Raw genomic sequence first — 14,116 nt, 5'->3', positions numbered from 1 at the left:
TGCAACGTATTAGGTAACAAGATAATAACTTAAAGAATAAATTGACTCAAATCTTTGTTTTTCGATATAGCGCCTAGCTTCTCGTCAACATACTGAGGTGTTATGGTGATTTTATCCATCGTAATATCCGGCGCTTCGAAGGATAGATCCTCTAATAGTTTTTCGAGGATCGTGTGAAGCCGTCTGGCACCGATATTGTCGGTATTTTGATTCACTTCAAATGCTACTTCAGCTATTCTACGAATAGCATCGTCAGAAAATTCAATTTGTATACCTTCTGTTTCCAATAATGCTTGATATTGCTTTATTAAAGCATTGTCCGGTTCGATTAAAATCCTAAAGAAGTCATCGACTGTAAGCTTTGTCAATTCCACCCGGATTGGAAAACGCCCTTGCAATTCCGGGATCAAATCGGAAGGCTTCGCCATATGAAAGGCACCCGCAGCAATAAATAAGACATGGTCGGTTTTAATCGGCCCAAATTTTGTTACCACTGTGGAACCTTCAACTACTGGCAGAATGTCCCTTTGCACACCTTCTCTGGAAACATCTGCCGAGGAGCCGCCATTATTTTTGCTGGCAATCTTATCAATTTCATCAATAAAAATGATTCCGTTTTGCTCAGCGCGATAAATGGCCTCGGATGTTACTTCATCCATATCAATCAGCTTCGCAGCTTCTTCGCTCGTTAATACTTTTCTTGCTTCTCGAACAGTAAGTTTTCTTTTTTTGCGCTTTTTCGGCATGAAGCTGCTTAGGGCATCCTGCATATTCATCCCCATTTGTTCAATACCTGAGCCTTGGAGCATGTCAAACATGGAAGGCGCCTGCTCTTCCACTTCAACCGTGACAATTTCATCCTCCATTTGACCAAGAGCCAATCTTTCTTTGACAATCTTTCTTTTTTCCTGGACAGAATAATCCTCCTGGTGTGTTTCCTGCTCGTTTGCAGTGTTCCCGCCGCCAAATAACATTTCGAGCGGGTTTTTATAGTTAGATGATTTTTTCGCTGATGGAACCAAAAGTTCAACAAGTCTGCTGTTAGCATTTTCTTCGGCCCGTTCTTTCACGCTTAGCATCCGTTCTTCCTTTACCAGACGGACAGATGTTTCTGCCAGATCACGAACCATGGATTCTACATCACGACCGACGTAGCCGACTTCGGTAAACTTCGTTGCTTCCACCTTAACAAATGGTGCACCGACAAGCTTTGCAATTCTCCGGGCAATTTCCGTTTTCCCAACACCGGTCGGGCCAATCATTAAGATATTTTTAGGGATAATTTCATCTCGAAGCTTATCGTCCAGAAGGCCCCTTCTGTATCGGTTTCTTAGGGCTACCGCAACAGCTTTCTTCGCATCCTTTTGGCCAATAATATATTGATCCAGCTTTTCAACAATTTGCCGGGGGGTTAAATTGGTTGTTCTGACCATTATTTTTAGCTCCTTCCCGCTATAACTCTTCCACGATAATATTATGGTTTGTATAGACGCAGATTTCAGCAGCGATTTCTAACGATGCTTTTGCAATTTCCCTCGCCGATAAATGATCTCCGGCATATTTCTTTAATGAGCGACCTGCTGATAATGCATAGTTCCCGCCTGATCCAATTGCAAGAATTCCATCATCGGGCTCAATAACTTCACCTGTGCCGGACACAAGCAGCAAACTTTCACGATTCATCACAATCAGCATGGCTTCCAGTTTTCTCAGGACTTTATCACTTCGCCACTCTTTTGCAAGCTCAACTGCTGCTCTTTGAAGATTCCCGTTAAATTCCTCTAACTTTCCTTCAAACAATTCAAAAAGAGTAAAAGCATCTGCCACAGAACCAGCAAAGCCTGCCAATACCTTCCCATTAAATATCTTTCTAACCTTACGAGCTGTATGTTTCATCACAACAGCGTTGCCCATGGTAACTTGGCCATCACCGGACATTGAGCACTCGCCATTATGATGGATGGCAAATATCGTGGTGGCATGAAATTGTTCCATTAAGATATCCTCCTTCATTTTTGGAGTTTTTTCTTTTAGTTCAAAGTAAAATATGTAAAAAAATCCTTCTACAAGATAATTATGAAAACTGTATTCATTTATACCCCGGGATGTTTTTTTCTATACATTTTTCTTCACCTTTTGCTCAGCCATGAACATAACAAAATCACTATAAAAAAGTTGAATAAGCCCCTTAGTATTTTGCGCAATTCCTGTCCAGTTGTAAATAACGAATTAAAAATGTTAACAAAACATTCACAATTATCAACATTTTCTATCACAAGGGCTTCTAAATCGTACCACAATTCAATAGCCCTTGCAATAAACTTTACAAAACTTTCACAAAGTTCTGAATTGTTTCTAACGCTCTATTAGCATGCTCTAAATTCCGTTCTTGCTTTCCTCTTATTTTCACAGGCAGTTCAGGAAACAGTCCGAAATTGGCGTTCATCGGCTGAAAACTTTTCGGGTTTGCAGAAGTAATATACCGTGCCATACTGCCGATTGCCGTTTCCGCTGGGAATTCTACAGTTTCCATTCCCGTCGCGAGCCTTGCCGCATTAATTCCCGCGATCAAACCGCTCGCAGCAGATTCCACATACCCTTCAACACCCGTCATTTGTCCAGCGAAAAATAAATTTTCCCGGTTTCTAAATTGGTAAGTTGCTTTTAGCACCTTTGGTGAGTTGATAAAGGTATTGCGATGCATAACTCCGTAGCGAACAATTTCAGCATTTTCAAGTCCCGGTATTAATTGGAGCACTTCCTTCTGCGGGCCCCACTTTAAATGGGTTTGAAAACCAACAATATTATACAGCGTACCTGCTGCATCGTCCTGCCTTAACTGAACAACCGCGAAGGGTCTTTTACCTGTCTTTGGATCCTCTAGCCCAACTGGCTTTAATGGACCGAACAGCATCGTTTTTTTCCCTCTTGCTGCCATTACTTCAATTGGCATGCAGCCTTCGAAAAAGATTTCCTTTTCAAATTCCTTTAAAGGGACGGTTTCAGCTGTGACCAAAGCTTCATAAAAACGATCAAATTCCTCTTCCGTCATCGGACAATTTAAATATGCCGCTTCCCCTTTATCATAGCGGGACTTTAAATAAACTTTATCCATGTCAATGCTGTCTTTTTCGATAATCGGCGCCGCTGCATCATAAAAATATAGATAGTCTTCATTTGTTAAACTTTTCAGTTTGGCCGATAATTCCGGACTTGTTAGTGGGCCGGTTGCGATGACCGTTAGTCCTTCCGGAATATCTATGACCTCTTCATGGATGACTGTCACATTTTCATGGTTTTTCACCATTTCGGTAACTTTCGCCGCAAATTCATGACGGTCAACAGCCAATGCCCCTCCGGCAGGAACACTGCAGGCATCAGCTGCAGAGATAATAACAGAATCAAGCCTTCTCATTTCTTCTTTTAATACACCGACTGCATTTGTTAAGGTATTAGCCCTAAGCGAGTTACTGCAGACCAGTTCGGCAAATTTATCTGTATGATGGGCTGGAGTTTGTTTGACTGGTCTCATTTCGTAAAGACGGACCTTTACACCGCGCTTGGCGAGCTGCCACGCTGCTTCGCTGCCTGCCAAACCGGCACCAACAACGTTTACTGTTATATCCATGTTAATCCTCCTGAAACATTCAAATATTAAATAAGTCCTTACTTTATACCATTCCCTCGAATTCAGTCCATCTTGCATTTTACTATACGAATGACAAACAAAAAAGTTTTATGTTTAAAAAAAATTAAAAAGAGTGGAATATTTCCCACTCCTTAGCTTTGTGGTTCTTCTTTATAGTCACAGGATACACATTGGACTTGGACACCCTTTTTGAGTTTCTTCTCGACAAGGAGTCCCTCACATTTTGGACAGTTTCTAGGAAGCGGCTTATCCCAAGATAGGAAATCACACTCTGGGAAGCGGCTGCACCCGTAGAACAATCTCTTTTTCTTACTTTTTCTTTCAACGATTGTTCCCTCTTTACAAGTAGGACAGGTAACGCCGATTTCTTTAACAATCGGTTTTGTGTTTCGGCAGTCCGGGAAATTACTGCAAGCCATGAATTTGCCGTACCGGCCCATTTTAAACACCATCGGGCTGCCGCAATTTTCACAGTCTTCACCGGCAGGTTCATCTTTGATTTCAACTTCCTGCATTTCCTTTTCCGCTTTTTTCAGATGAACTTCAAAATCCTGATAGAATTCATCGATGATCTTTACCCATGGTGTTTTGCCTTCTTCAACATTATCCAAATCCTGTTCCATTTTGGCGGTAAACTCGACATTCACAATCTCCGGAAAAAACTCTACCATTAATTCGTGGACAATTTCTCCAAGCTCCGTTGGAACAAAGCGCTTATTGTCGAGCGCTACATAGCCCCGTTTTTGAATGGTATCGAGCGTTGGAGCATAGGTTGAAGGCCTGCCGATTCCAAGTTCCTCAAGCGTCTTTACAAGCCTTGCCTCCGTATACCGAGGCGGCGGCTGGGTAAAATGCTGTTTCGGCTCAATATCCTTCTGGAACACTTCATCCCCTTCATTGAGGTCAGGAAGCATTTTGTTGGATTCCTCCACTTGATCATCCGTACCTTCAACATATAGCTTCATAAAGCCGGGGAACTTTATTTTCGATCCAGTAGCGCGAAACACCACATTGCCATTTTGTAAATCAACACTCATTGTATCCATTACAGCTTGGGCCATTTGACTGGCTAAGAACCGTTCCCAAATTAATTTATATAAACGCAGTTGATCTCTTGAAAGGAACTCCTTCAAACTGCTCGGATCTCTGAATGTGCTGGTCGGCCGAATCGCTTCATGTGCATCTTGAGCATTTGTCTGTTTCTTCTCTTTCCTTTGCTCTGTTTTTAGAAATTGCTCCCCATATTCAGTCTTGATATAATTAGCCGCTTCTTCCTGAGCTATTTCAGAAATCCTGGTGGAATCTGTTCTCATATAGGTAATCAAACCGACTGTCCCTTCTTTGCCAAGTTCGATTCCTTCGTACAGCTGCTGGGCCAGCATCATTGTCTTTTTGGCCCGAAAGTTTAATTTTCTGGCTGCTTCTTGCTGCAAGGAAGAGGTTATAAATGGCGGGGCAGGATTTCTGCGCCGCTCTTTTTTTGTTACGGCAATAACCGTGAACTTGTTTCCCTCCATTTGCTGCAGAATCTTTTGCACCTCTTCTTCAGAGTTTACTTCTGTTTTATTCAGTCCTACAAGACTATGAAACGAAGCACTGAATTGATCTTTCCCCTTTAAAAATTCGCCGTCAATCGTCCAATATTCTTCTGGAATGAAGGCTTTAATTTCATTTTCCCGGTCAATGATCAATCTGACAGAAACCGATTGGACTCTTCCCGCACTTAACCCCTTTTTGACCTTTTTCCATAACAGCGGACTGATATTATAGCCCACCAGGCGGTCAAGAATTCTGCGGGCCTGTTGTGCATCTACCAAGTCTTTATTGATTGGCCGTGGATGTTTAAAGGATTCCTGGATGGCATCCTTGGTGATTTCATTAAATACTACCCGGCAGTCTGAGTTAATATCCACATCAAGGCTATGCGCCAAATGCCAAGCGATTGCTTCTCCTTCGCGATCGGGGTCGGCCGCCAGAAAAATTTTCTTGGCTTTTTTGGCTGCTGTCTTTAATTCCTTTAAAACAGGGCCTTTTCCGCGTATCGTAATATATTTCGGTTCAAAGCCGTTGTTAACATCAACCCCCGTTTGACTGCGCGGCAAATCTCTAACGTGTCCCATTGATGCTTTTACTTTATATTTTTTTCCTAAATATCGCTCAATCGTTTTCGCTTTTGCAGGCGATTCAACGATGACAAGAAACTCCGACATGTATGTTCCTCCTTAAGAGGGAAAGTGTGAAAGCGCCCCGAATCTGGCAAAAGCCCGCTTCTAAGATGCTCGATTTTTTTGAGAAGTTTTCTAAATTCTAGTTATGACAACTTTGCTTCAAGAAATACTTTCCAAAACTCCCAAATCCCAAATTATTTATATAATACTTTCAATATTATTGTCTCATTCTAGTTTTTGAACTTATGTTGGAAAATGTAATACATATTAGAAATTATTTCAACCTTTTTATCCTAACTTTTCTTCATTTATACAAAAAACCCTGCAAAAATTAAAAATTTATTCAATAAAATACAGTTTTATCTTATTTCCTCTAATATATCCCCGGCTTTTGTGACAAGTTTTGCTCCCTGCTGAATAAGTTCATTTGCCCCGATTGAATAGGGATTAAAAATGCTTCCAGGAAGCGAAAAAACGTCTCTGCCCTCATTAACGGCATAGTTGGCCGTTATTAATGAGCCGCTTTTCCTCTTTGCTTCTATAATAAATGTTCCCCGGGACATTCCACTAATGATTCGGTTTCGCGCCGGAAAATGCCATCTCTGTGGCTGTGTATCCGGGGGGTATTCGGACAGTACAAGCTGTGTTTTCATCATTTCCAATGCCAGATTCATATTTTCCTTTGGATAAATATGGTACAGCCCTCCGGCAATCACAGCAATCGTCTTTCCGCCATTTTTAATAGCGTATTCATGGGCGAGTTTATCAATACCTTTTGCTAAACCGCTGACAATTAGCACTCCATTATCAATTAATTCCGGGAAAATTAAACGGATGGCATTTTTTCCGTACTGGGTCGCTTGCCTAGAACCAACCACAGCTAATTTCGGCTCTTTCTCTAGCAGGGATAAGTCACCTTTTGCGAAGATTGCCCAAGGAGGCTGATAAATTTCTTTTAAATAACGGGGATACAGCGGGTCAAATACGGTGATGACGGAGATATCATTTGTTTTGTATTGGCGGATTTGGTCATAAATGATTTCGGGATAAAATGGTTCAGTTGCAGGGTATGCAGCAATGGCGGAGGCCGGAGGAGGGAACATGCTCAATTGGGCTGTTGGTCGATAAGATTTTAGAGATTCAAGTCCCGGGTCTCTTTTTAATATTTGATAGATCGTATGCCACGATATATCAGGATAATGAAGCAGGGAGATTAGTTTTTCAGTAAACTCATTCACTGTTAATTTCCTCCATTTTAAATTTTTTAAACAGAAAGAGCCCCTCATAGTATGAGGGACTATCTGTTTATCATGGTGTATTTTAGTGAGTTTTACACTTTTCGTATAAGCCTTGTTCTTTAAGTACTTCAATTAAAGTTTCACCCATTACGGATGGTGTTGCAGCTACTTTCATACCACATTCGTTCATAACGCGGATTTTTTCATCAGCAGTACCTTTTCCGCCGGAAATAATCGCACCAGCATGGCCCATGCGCTTTCCTGGAGGTGCAGTACGTCCGCCGATGAAGCCGACAACAGGCTTAGTCATGTTTGCTTTAACCCACTGTGCCGCTTCCTCTTCTGCTGTTCCACCGATTTCACCAATCATGATAACAGCATATGTTTCAGGGTCTTCATTGAATGCTTTTAATACATCGATGAAATTTGTTCCGTTAACAGGGTCTCCGCCAATACCAACTGCAGTTGTCTGGCCGATACCTGCTTGAGTTAATTGATGAACAGCCTCATATGTTAAAGTACCAGAGCGGGAAACAACGCCAACATGTCCTTTAGTGTGAATGTAGCCAGGCATAATGCCGATTTTACATTCATCAGCTGTAATCACGCCAGGGCAGTTTGGACCAACCAAGCGAGTCTTCTTGCCTTCCATGTAACGCTTAACTTTCACCATATCCAATACTGGAATATGCTCTGTAATACAAATAGCAAGATCTAGTTCAGCATCAACCGCTTCGATAATGGAATCTGCAGCAAATGGAGCTGGAACATAAATAACAGAAGCATTTGCGCCTGTTGCTTCGACTGCTTCTTTCACAGTATTGAAAACAGGAACACCTTCCACCTCTTGGCCGCCTTTGCCCGGTGAAGTTCCGCCGACGATTTGTGTGCCGTATTCAAGCATCTGCTTTGTATGGAAACGGGCTGTTCCGCCTGTTATTCCTTGAACAATTACCTTTGTGTCTTTATTAATAAAAACGCTCACGTTAATTCCCCTTTCTCTTGATCCTATTTCACTAATGAAACGATTTTTTGTGCGCCGTCTGCCATGGATTCAGCAGCTGTGATATTAAGACCTGACTCAGATAGGATCTTCTTACCTAGGTCAACATTTGTTCCCTCTAAACGAACGACAAGCGGAATAGATAGACCAACTTGTTTTGCTGCTTCTACTACTCCATCAGCAATGACATCACACTTCATGATACCGCCGAAGATATTAACAAAAATACCTTTTACGTTTGGATCGGAAAGGATAATTTTAAATGCTTCTGTTACCTTTTCAGCTGTTGCACCGCCCCCAACATCAAGGAAGTTTGCCGGATCGCCGCCATAGTGCTTAACGATATCCATTGTAGCCATTGCCAGTCCGGCACCGTTAACCATACAGCCGATATTGCCGTCTAACGCGATATAGCTTAAGTCATACTTGGAAGCTTCTATTTCTTTTGGATCTTCTTCTTCAAGGTCACGATACTCTAAAACATCATTTTGACGGTACAGTGCATTGGAATCGAAGTTTAATTTTGCATCTAATGCCATAACGTTACCATCGCCAGTTACAACTAACGGGTTGATTTCGGCAATTGAGCAATCTTTGTCAATATAAGCGTTGTAAAGGGCTGTCATAAACTTAACAGCTTTATTGACTAATTCCTTTGGAATATTGATATTAAATGCCAAACGACGTGCTTGAAATGGCATTAATCCAAGAACTGGATCAATTTCCTCTTTAAAAATTTTCTCAGGTGTATTAGCGGCAACTTCTTCGATTTCTGTTCCGCCCTCTTCAGAACCCATTAATACCACGCGGGAAGTAGCACGATCTAATACTAATCCAATGTAGTATTCTTTTTTAATGTCGCAGCCCTCTTCAATTAGGAGACGCTTAACTTCTTTACCTTCAGGTCCTGTTTGGTGTGTAACCAATGTTTTACCAAGAATTTCGCTGGCATATGTACGAACCTCATCAAGGTTTTTGGCAACCTTAACACCGCCGGCTTTTCCCCGTCCGCCTGCGTGTATTTGCGCTTTTACCACACATACTTGTGTGCCTAATTCTTTCCCAGCTTCAACTGCTTCTTCAACAGTGAAAGCCACTTTTCCATTCGGAACCGCTACCCCATATTTTCTGAGGATTTCTTTCCCCTGATACTCATGGATATTCATTTCCCATCCTCCTAATCAAACTGTTCAAAAAATTTGACTCCGTTTACATTTTATATAATGAAACAAACCTTGTCCACCATTATGCTATAAATAATATTTATATAAAAATCAAGGAAAATAATTAGTAATATAATAAAAAACTATTATTTTCCAAAAATAAAACAGGCTTAATTCAGCCTGTTTTATTATAAATCACTTAAGCTAGATTTATGTACCTAACGAAAACGATAATTGATTTGTCAATGTATCCTTGATGGGTGAGAAGCTCTTACGATGATAAGGAGTGATTCCATACTGGTCAATCGCAAGCAGGTGTTCCTTCGTTCCATAGCCTGCGTTTTCTTGAAAACCATATTGCGGAAACCGCCCCGAAATTTCTTTCATAAGGGAATCTCTTGCTGTTTTAGCGACAATAGATGCTGCTGCAATTGAAATACTTTTGGCGTCCCCTTTAATGATCGATTCTGTCAGGTAAGGAGTGTCAAGTTTCATGGCATCAATGAGCACTACATCCGGGTTTGTTCCAAGACCTGCAATAGCCGATTTCATTGCTTTTTTAGTTGCCTGATAGATATTGATTTCGTCTATTTCTGGAGCATGAACCATGGCCACACTGAATGCAAGCGCCTCTCTCCTAATGATTTCATCAAATTCAAGCCGTTTTTTTTCGGACAACTTTTTCGAATCATCAATCCCTGGCAGGAAAAAATCCGTCGGCAAAATGACCGCTGCGGACACAACCGGACCAGCCAGCGGCCCTCGACCTACTTCGTCCACACCTGCGATATACTGAAAACCTTGATCGCGGTATTTACGCTCAAAGGCCGTCATTTCAAAAAATTTCTCAGCAAGGCCTTTTTCTTGAGCTCTCTGCTTCTTCCATCTCGCTAGGCAGGTTTGCACCCCTTTTCGCTCATCTCCTTCAAGACTGATTAGAAAAGGGTCGTTATCTGCTTTAACGTTATTCAGCTGTTCTTCAATTTCTGCAATCGACAAACGTTTCATTCTAATTCACCTTTTAGGTAGCGTTTAATAAAGCTCCCCCAATAGGAGAGCTTTTCGTTATTCTTCATTTTCAGTTTGAAAATCCTTGGGCCTTTCGAATGATAAAGGACCAAACTTCTCGGAACGGGTTTCTCTGATCACCAATTCCGCCACTTTATCGTAGTCTACCATTCCTCCGCCCATCAGGCAGCCGCGGAGCTTGCCGATGTGGTCGAACTTAAGTACAACGTCATCTGGAATGTCGGTAAACTTATAGCGCTCCCTCAAGCGTTCAGGATATTCCCGCTCTAAAAAATCCAGGGCGTAAACGGTCAAGTCCTGCAGATTTAAGAGCGTATCCTTAATGGCCCCAGTGATCGCCAATTTCTTTCCGACCTCTTGATCCTCAAACTTTGGCCATAATATTCCCGGAGTATCTAGCAGCTCCATTTCTTTGCCTACTTTTATCCACTGCTGGGATTTTGTCACACCCGGGGTATTGCCAGTTTTGGCGATATTTTTTTTCGCCAGGCGGTTAATGAGTGTGGATTTACCAGCATTGGGAATGCCGACAATCATGGCCCTGATGGCCCTCGGCTTTACCCCTTTTGCCCGCATGCGGTCAAATTTTTCTTTCAAAATTTCCTGGGCAGCATTGGCAATTTCCTTCATTCCTTCTCCTGCCTGGGAATTAATCGCCAGGGCCTTCACACCTTTTTTGGCAAAAAAGGCAATCCATTCCTTGGTAACATTCTTATCGGCCATATCCGCTTTATTTAATAACACCAAACGAGGTTTATGTTGAATGATTTCATCAATCATCGGATTTCTTGATGAGTATGGAATTCTGGCATCTACTAATTCAAAAATGATATCAACTAATTTTAATTTTTCCGTGACCTCTCTGCGAGCCTTAGCCATGTGACCGGGAAACCATTGGATCGTCAAAGCAGTCACCTCCTTTTACTATGCATTCTGCAAAAATATTATTTATTTCACAGAAACTATATGGGCATCGTTTAGCGGCCAGTAGACGATGCTTGTCTTGCCAATGACTTTACTCATTGGAACGGATCCGATATGACGGGAATCTTTGCTGAAGCGGCGGTTATCACCCATTACAAATAATTCCCCTTTTGGAACTGTTATTTGACCGACCGGTGTTTCTTCCAATGTGAAAGAGTCTGTTAAAGGACCGTCCTCCACTTGTTTTTTATATTCATCCAAATATGGCTCTTTATACGCTTTGCCATTCACATATAAAGTGTCATTCTTATATTCGATTCTATCTCCAGGAAGACCGATGACCCGTTTTATGTAATCTTTATGCTCAGGTGCATGAAAAACAATGATGTCAAATCGATGCGGTTCACCTATTTTATAACTCAACTTATTAACAATCATGCGATCCTGATTTTTTAAAGTAGGCATCATTGATAAGCCGTCCACTACTATCGGCGCAAAGAGAAAATAGCGAATTACGGCTGCCAGGATGACAGCAATTAAAAGCGCTTTTGTCCATTCCCAAAATTCATTTTTCTTTTTTGCCATTCTTTTGTCCCCACCAATCCAGTAAAAAATGTCTTATAAAGCCTATTTTACATAACTTAGAACTAATTAACACGAGGGGATTAATGTTTTTAATTAAATTTAATAATTTGTTAATAGATATTTTCACTAGGTATAAAAAAAGAGCTTGCAGAGCAAGCTCTCTTTTTCTTATTAGCGAATTTCTTTAATACGAGCTTTTTTACCGCGAAGTTCACGTAAGTAGTAAAGTTTAGCACGGCGAACTTTACCGCGACGGATTACTTCAAGCTTCGCAATTTTTGGTGTATGAACAGGGAAAGTACGCTCAACGCCTACTCCGTAAGAAATTTTACGAACTGTAAAAGTTTCGCTAATTCCACCACCACGACGCTTAATCACAACACCTTCAAATAACTGAATACGCTCGCGAGTACCCTCGACAACTTTAACGTGTACACGTACAGTGTCACCAGGACGGAACGCAGGAAGATCAGAACGAAGTTGTTCTTTTGTGATTTCTTCAATTAATTTATGCATCGTTTTCAACTCCTTCCAACAGACGCTCATGCAAACCAAGAATTTAACAATTGCAGCGGAACATCGTTATAAGACATTAAACTGATAGGCTCAGCTCAAGTCACAAGAAATATCATAACATAATCTCAAAGCCCCTGCAATACTACTTGTATTCTTTTTTTACTTCCTCCAGCCACTTTTGTTGTTCTGGTGTTAGTTCTACTTTTTCAAATAGGTCAGGTCTTCTTAATAGAGTTCTTCTTAGGGTTTCTTTATTGCGCCATTCTTCAATTAACTTGTGATTGCCGGATAATAGTGTATCCGGCACCTTCATGCCGCGGAAATCAGCAGGCCTTGTATAGTGAGGGTGTTCAAGCAAACCTGTACTAAACGAATCCTTCATATGGGATTCTTGATTGCCAAGCACCTCGGGGAGCAGACGGACAACACTATCAATCACAACCATGGCACCAAGCTCACCGCCTGTTAAAACATAGTCGCCTATTGATATTTCATCGGTGACCAAATACTCCCTGATTCTTTCATCATAGCCTTCATAATGACCGCAAATAAATATCAAATGTTCCTCGCCGGCCAATTCTTCCGCTTTCCTTTGGCTGTATCGCTCCCCTTGAGGGCAAAGCAAAATGATTCTTGGGCGGCTGCTGTTAGCCTGTTCTGTAAGCGAGGCAACCGCATCAAAAATCGGCTGCGGCTTTAAAACCATGCCAGCACCGCCTCCGTATGGATAGTCATCCACAGAGGAATGCTTGTTATCAGAGAATTCACGGAAGTTCACGACATTGTATTGGACAGCTGACTTTTCCGCTGCTTTGCTTAAAATCGAACTCCCAATTACCCCGGTAAACATCTCAGGAAAAAGGGTAAGAATATCGATTTGCATCATGACAATAGTCCTTCCATTGGTTCAATAAGGACAACCTTTTCCTTTACATCCACTTTCTTGACAACATCATGGATATACGGGATTAAAACTTCTTTTCCATCTTTTCCTTTGACCACCCAAACATCGTTCGCACCCGGAGTAAGGATTTCAGTAATCTTTCCAAGCTCTTCCCCATCGATTGTGGCCACGAGACAGCCGATAATTTCATGATAATAGAATTCATCTTCCTTGAGTTCACTTAGCTGTGACTCCGGAACCTTTAAAATTCCTTCACGAAACTTCTCCACCTGGTTTATATTTTCATACCCTTCAAACACAAGCAAATCAAAATTTTTATGGCTGCGGTGGCTTTTAACAGTTAATTCAAGCGGTGTGCTTGATGCCTTTTGAAATAAATATAATGTATTCCCCGGTTTATAGCGTTCTTCCGGAAAATCGGTTTTCGAAATGACGCGGACTTCTCCTTTTATACCATGGGTATTAACGATTTTACCAACATTGAACCATCTTTCCATATGTACTCACCTTCTAATTTCCTCAATGATACCATCTTTAATAAGAATCTCAGGCTGTAAATCTTGGTCAATCCAAAGGTCCCCTGCTTTAACCTCAATGAGAGCCTGGACTTCTTTTTCCTTTAATTCGCTGCCTATTGGTAGGATATGTAATTGTTCTATTTGAAAATCAAGTAATTTTATTTTTTCTCGTCTCATTTCAATTTCTTTTTCAAAGTGCTTTTTTAGTGTGCCCTGAGGGTAGCTTTTCGATTTTTCCAAGCGTTTTAATTCGAATTGAAGCTGGTCGCATTCTTTTTCAAACTGCCGTTTCCTTGCATGATACTTGTCAAAAAGCTGTTGTTTGCTTTTTTCGGTTAAGATTTGCTTCACCACAACGGATTGAATAATTTGCATGTTTATTGCCCCCTTAAAAATTTGAACAACTAACAAAAAAGGGA

14 protein-coding genes are annotated in these 14,116 nt (G+C 41.3%); all 14 read right to left on the bottom strand.

What is annotated here, in order from left to right; genetic code table 11:
- Positions 1 to 29: 29 nt before the first annotated feature.
- On the bottom strand, positions 30 to 1,433 hold the full coding sequence (hslU, locus tag ACZ5B7_RS09860; protein WP_423801694.1) for an HslU--HslV peptidase ATPase subunit: 1,404 nt from the start codon (positions 1,431 to 1,433) through the stop codon (positions 30 to 32).
- A gap of 19 nt (positions 1,434 to 1,452) precedes the next feature.
- The gene (hslV, locus tag ACZ5B7_RS09855) at positions 1,453 to 1,995 is read right to left on the bottom strand and encodes an ATP-dependent protease subunit HslV (RefSeq protein ID WP_213116339.1); all 543 of its coding nucleotides are present in this window, start codon (positions 1,993 to 1,995) and stop codon (positions 1,453 to 1,455) included.
- A gap of 328 nt (positions 1,996 to 2,323) precedes the next feature.
- On the bottom strand, positions 2,324 to 3,628 hold the full coding sequence (trmFO, locus tag ACZ5B7_RS09850) for an FADH(2)-oxidizing methylenetetrahydrofolate--tRNA-(uracil(54)-C(5))-methyltransferase TrmFO (RefSeq protein ID WP_464493583.1): 1,305 nt from the start codon (positions 3,626 to 3,628) through the stop codon (positions 2,324 to 2,326).
- A gap of 152 nt (positions 3,629 to 3,780) precedes the next feature.
- Positions 3,781 to 5,859 (bottom strand): type I DNA topoisomerase, encoded by a 2,079-nt coding sequence (gene topA, locus ACZ5B7_RS09845; protein WP_464493582.1) that lies wholly within the window; start codon positions 5,857 to 5,859, stop codon positions 3,781 to 3,783.
- 317 nt (positions 5,860 to 6,176) lie between these two features.
- Positions 6,177 to 7,055 (bottom strand): DNA-processing protein DprA, encoded by an 879-nt coding sequence (dprA, locus tag ACZ5B7_RS09840; protein WP_464493581.1) that lies wholly within the window; start codon positions 7,053 to 7,055, stop codon positions 6,177 to 6,179.
- An 82-nt stretch (positions 7,056 to 7,137) separates the two neighbouring features.
- Positions 7,138 to 8,040 (bottom strand): succinate--CoA ligase subunit alpha, encoded by a 903-nt coding sequence (gene sucD / locus ACZ5B7_RS09835; protein WP_213140779.1) that lies wholly within the window; start codon positions 8,038 to 8,040, stop codon positions 7,138 to 7,140.
- A 23-nt stretch (positions 8,041 to 8,063) separates the two neighbouring features.
- Positions 8,064 to 9,224, bottom strand: coding sequence for an ADP-forming succinate--CoA ligase subunit beta (gene sucC / locus ACZ5B7_RS09830; protein ID WP_464493580.1), 1,161 nt, complete (start codon positions 9,222 to 9,224; stop codon positions 8,064 to 8,066).
- A gap of 207 nt (positions 9,225 to 9,431) precedes the next feature.
- The gene (locus tag ACZ5B7_RS09825) at positions 9,432 to 10,229 is read right to left on the bottom strand and encodes a ribonuclease HII (protein WP_464493579.1); all 798 of its coding nucleotides are present in this window, start codon (positions 10,227 to 10,229) and stop codon (positions 9,432 to 9,434) included.
- Between the two features lie 57 nt (positions 10,230 to 10,286).
- A complete protein-coding gene (gene ylqF, locus ACZ5B7_RS09820; protein WP_423801687.1) occupies positions 10,287 to 11,156 on the bottom strand; it encodes a ribosome biogenesis GTPase YlqF in 870 nt (289 codons plus the stop codon).
- A 42-nt stretch (positions 11,157 to 11,198) separates the two neighbouring features.
- A complete protein-coding gene (gene lepB / locus ACZ5B7_RS09815) occupies positions 11,199 to 11,759 on the bottom strand; it encodes a signal peptidase I (protein ID WP_213116347.1) in 561 nt (186 codons plus the stop codon).
- Positions 11,760 to 11,930: 171 nt separating this feature from the next.
- Complete coding sequence (gene rplS / locus ACZ5B7_RS09810; RefSeq protein WP_213116348.1) at positions 11,931 to 12,275, bottom strand: 50S ribosomal protein L19; 345 nt, start codon at positions 12,273 to 12,275, stop codon at positions 11,931 to 11,933.
- Between the two features lie 142 nt (positions 12,276 to 12,417).
- Positions 12,418 to 13,161, bottom strand: a complete 744-nt coding sequence (gene trmD, locus ACZ5B7_RS09805) for a tRNA (guanosine(37)-N1)-methyltransferase TrmD (RefSeq protein WP_464493578.1) — start codon at positions 13,159 to 13,161, stop codon at positions 12,418 to 12,420.
- Positions 13,158 to 13,676, bottom strand: a complete 519-nt coding sequence (gene rimM / locus ACZ5B7_RS09800; protein ID WP_464493577.1) for a ribosome maturation factor RimM — start codon at positions 13,674 to 13,676, stop codon at positions 13,158 to 13,160. The genes trmD and rimM overlap by 4 nt, the downstream gene beginning before the upstream one ends.
- Positions 13,677 to 13,682: 6 nt before the next feature.
- Entirely contained in the window at positions 13,683 to 14,072 is a 390-nt protein-coding gene (locus tag ACZ5B7_RS09795; protein WP_213140785.1) for a YlqD family protein, read from the bottom strand.
- Positions 14,073 to 14,116 lie beyond the last annotated feature (44 nt).

The sequence above is a fragment of the Neobacillus sp. S1115 genome, from assembly GCF_055385565.1.
Note: the sequence above shows the minus strand (reverse complement) of the source record. Positions and strands in the feature narration are given on the sequence as shown.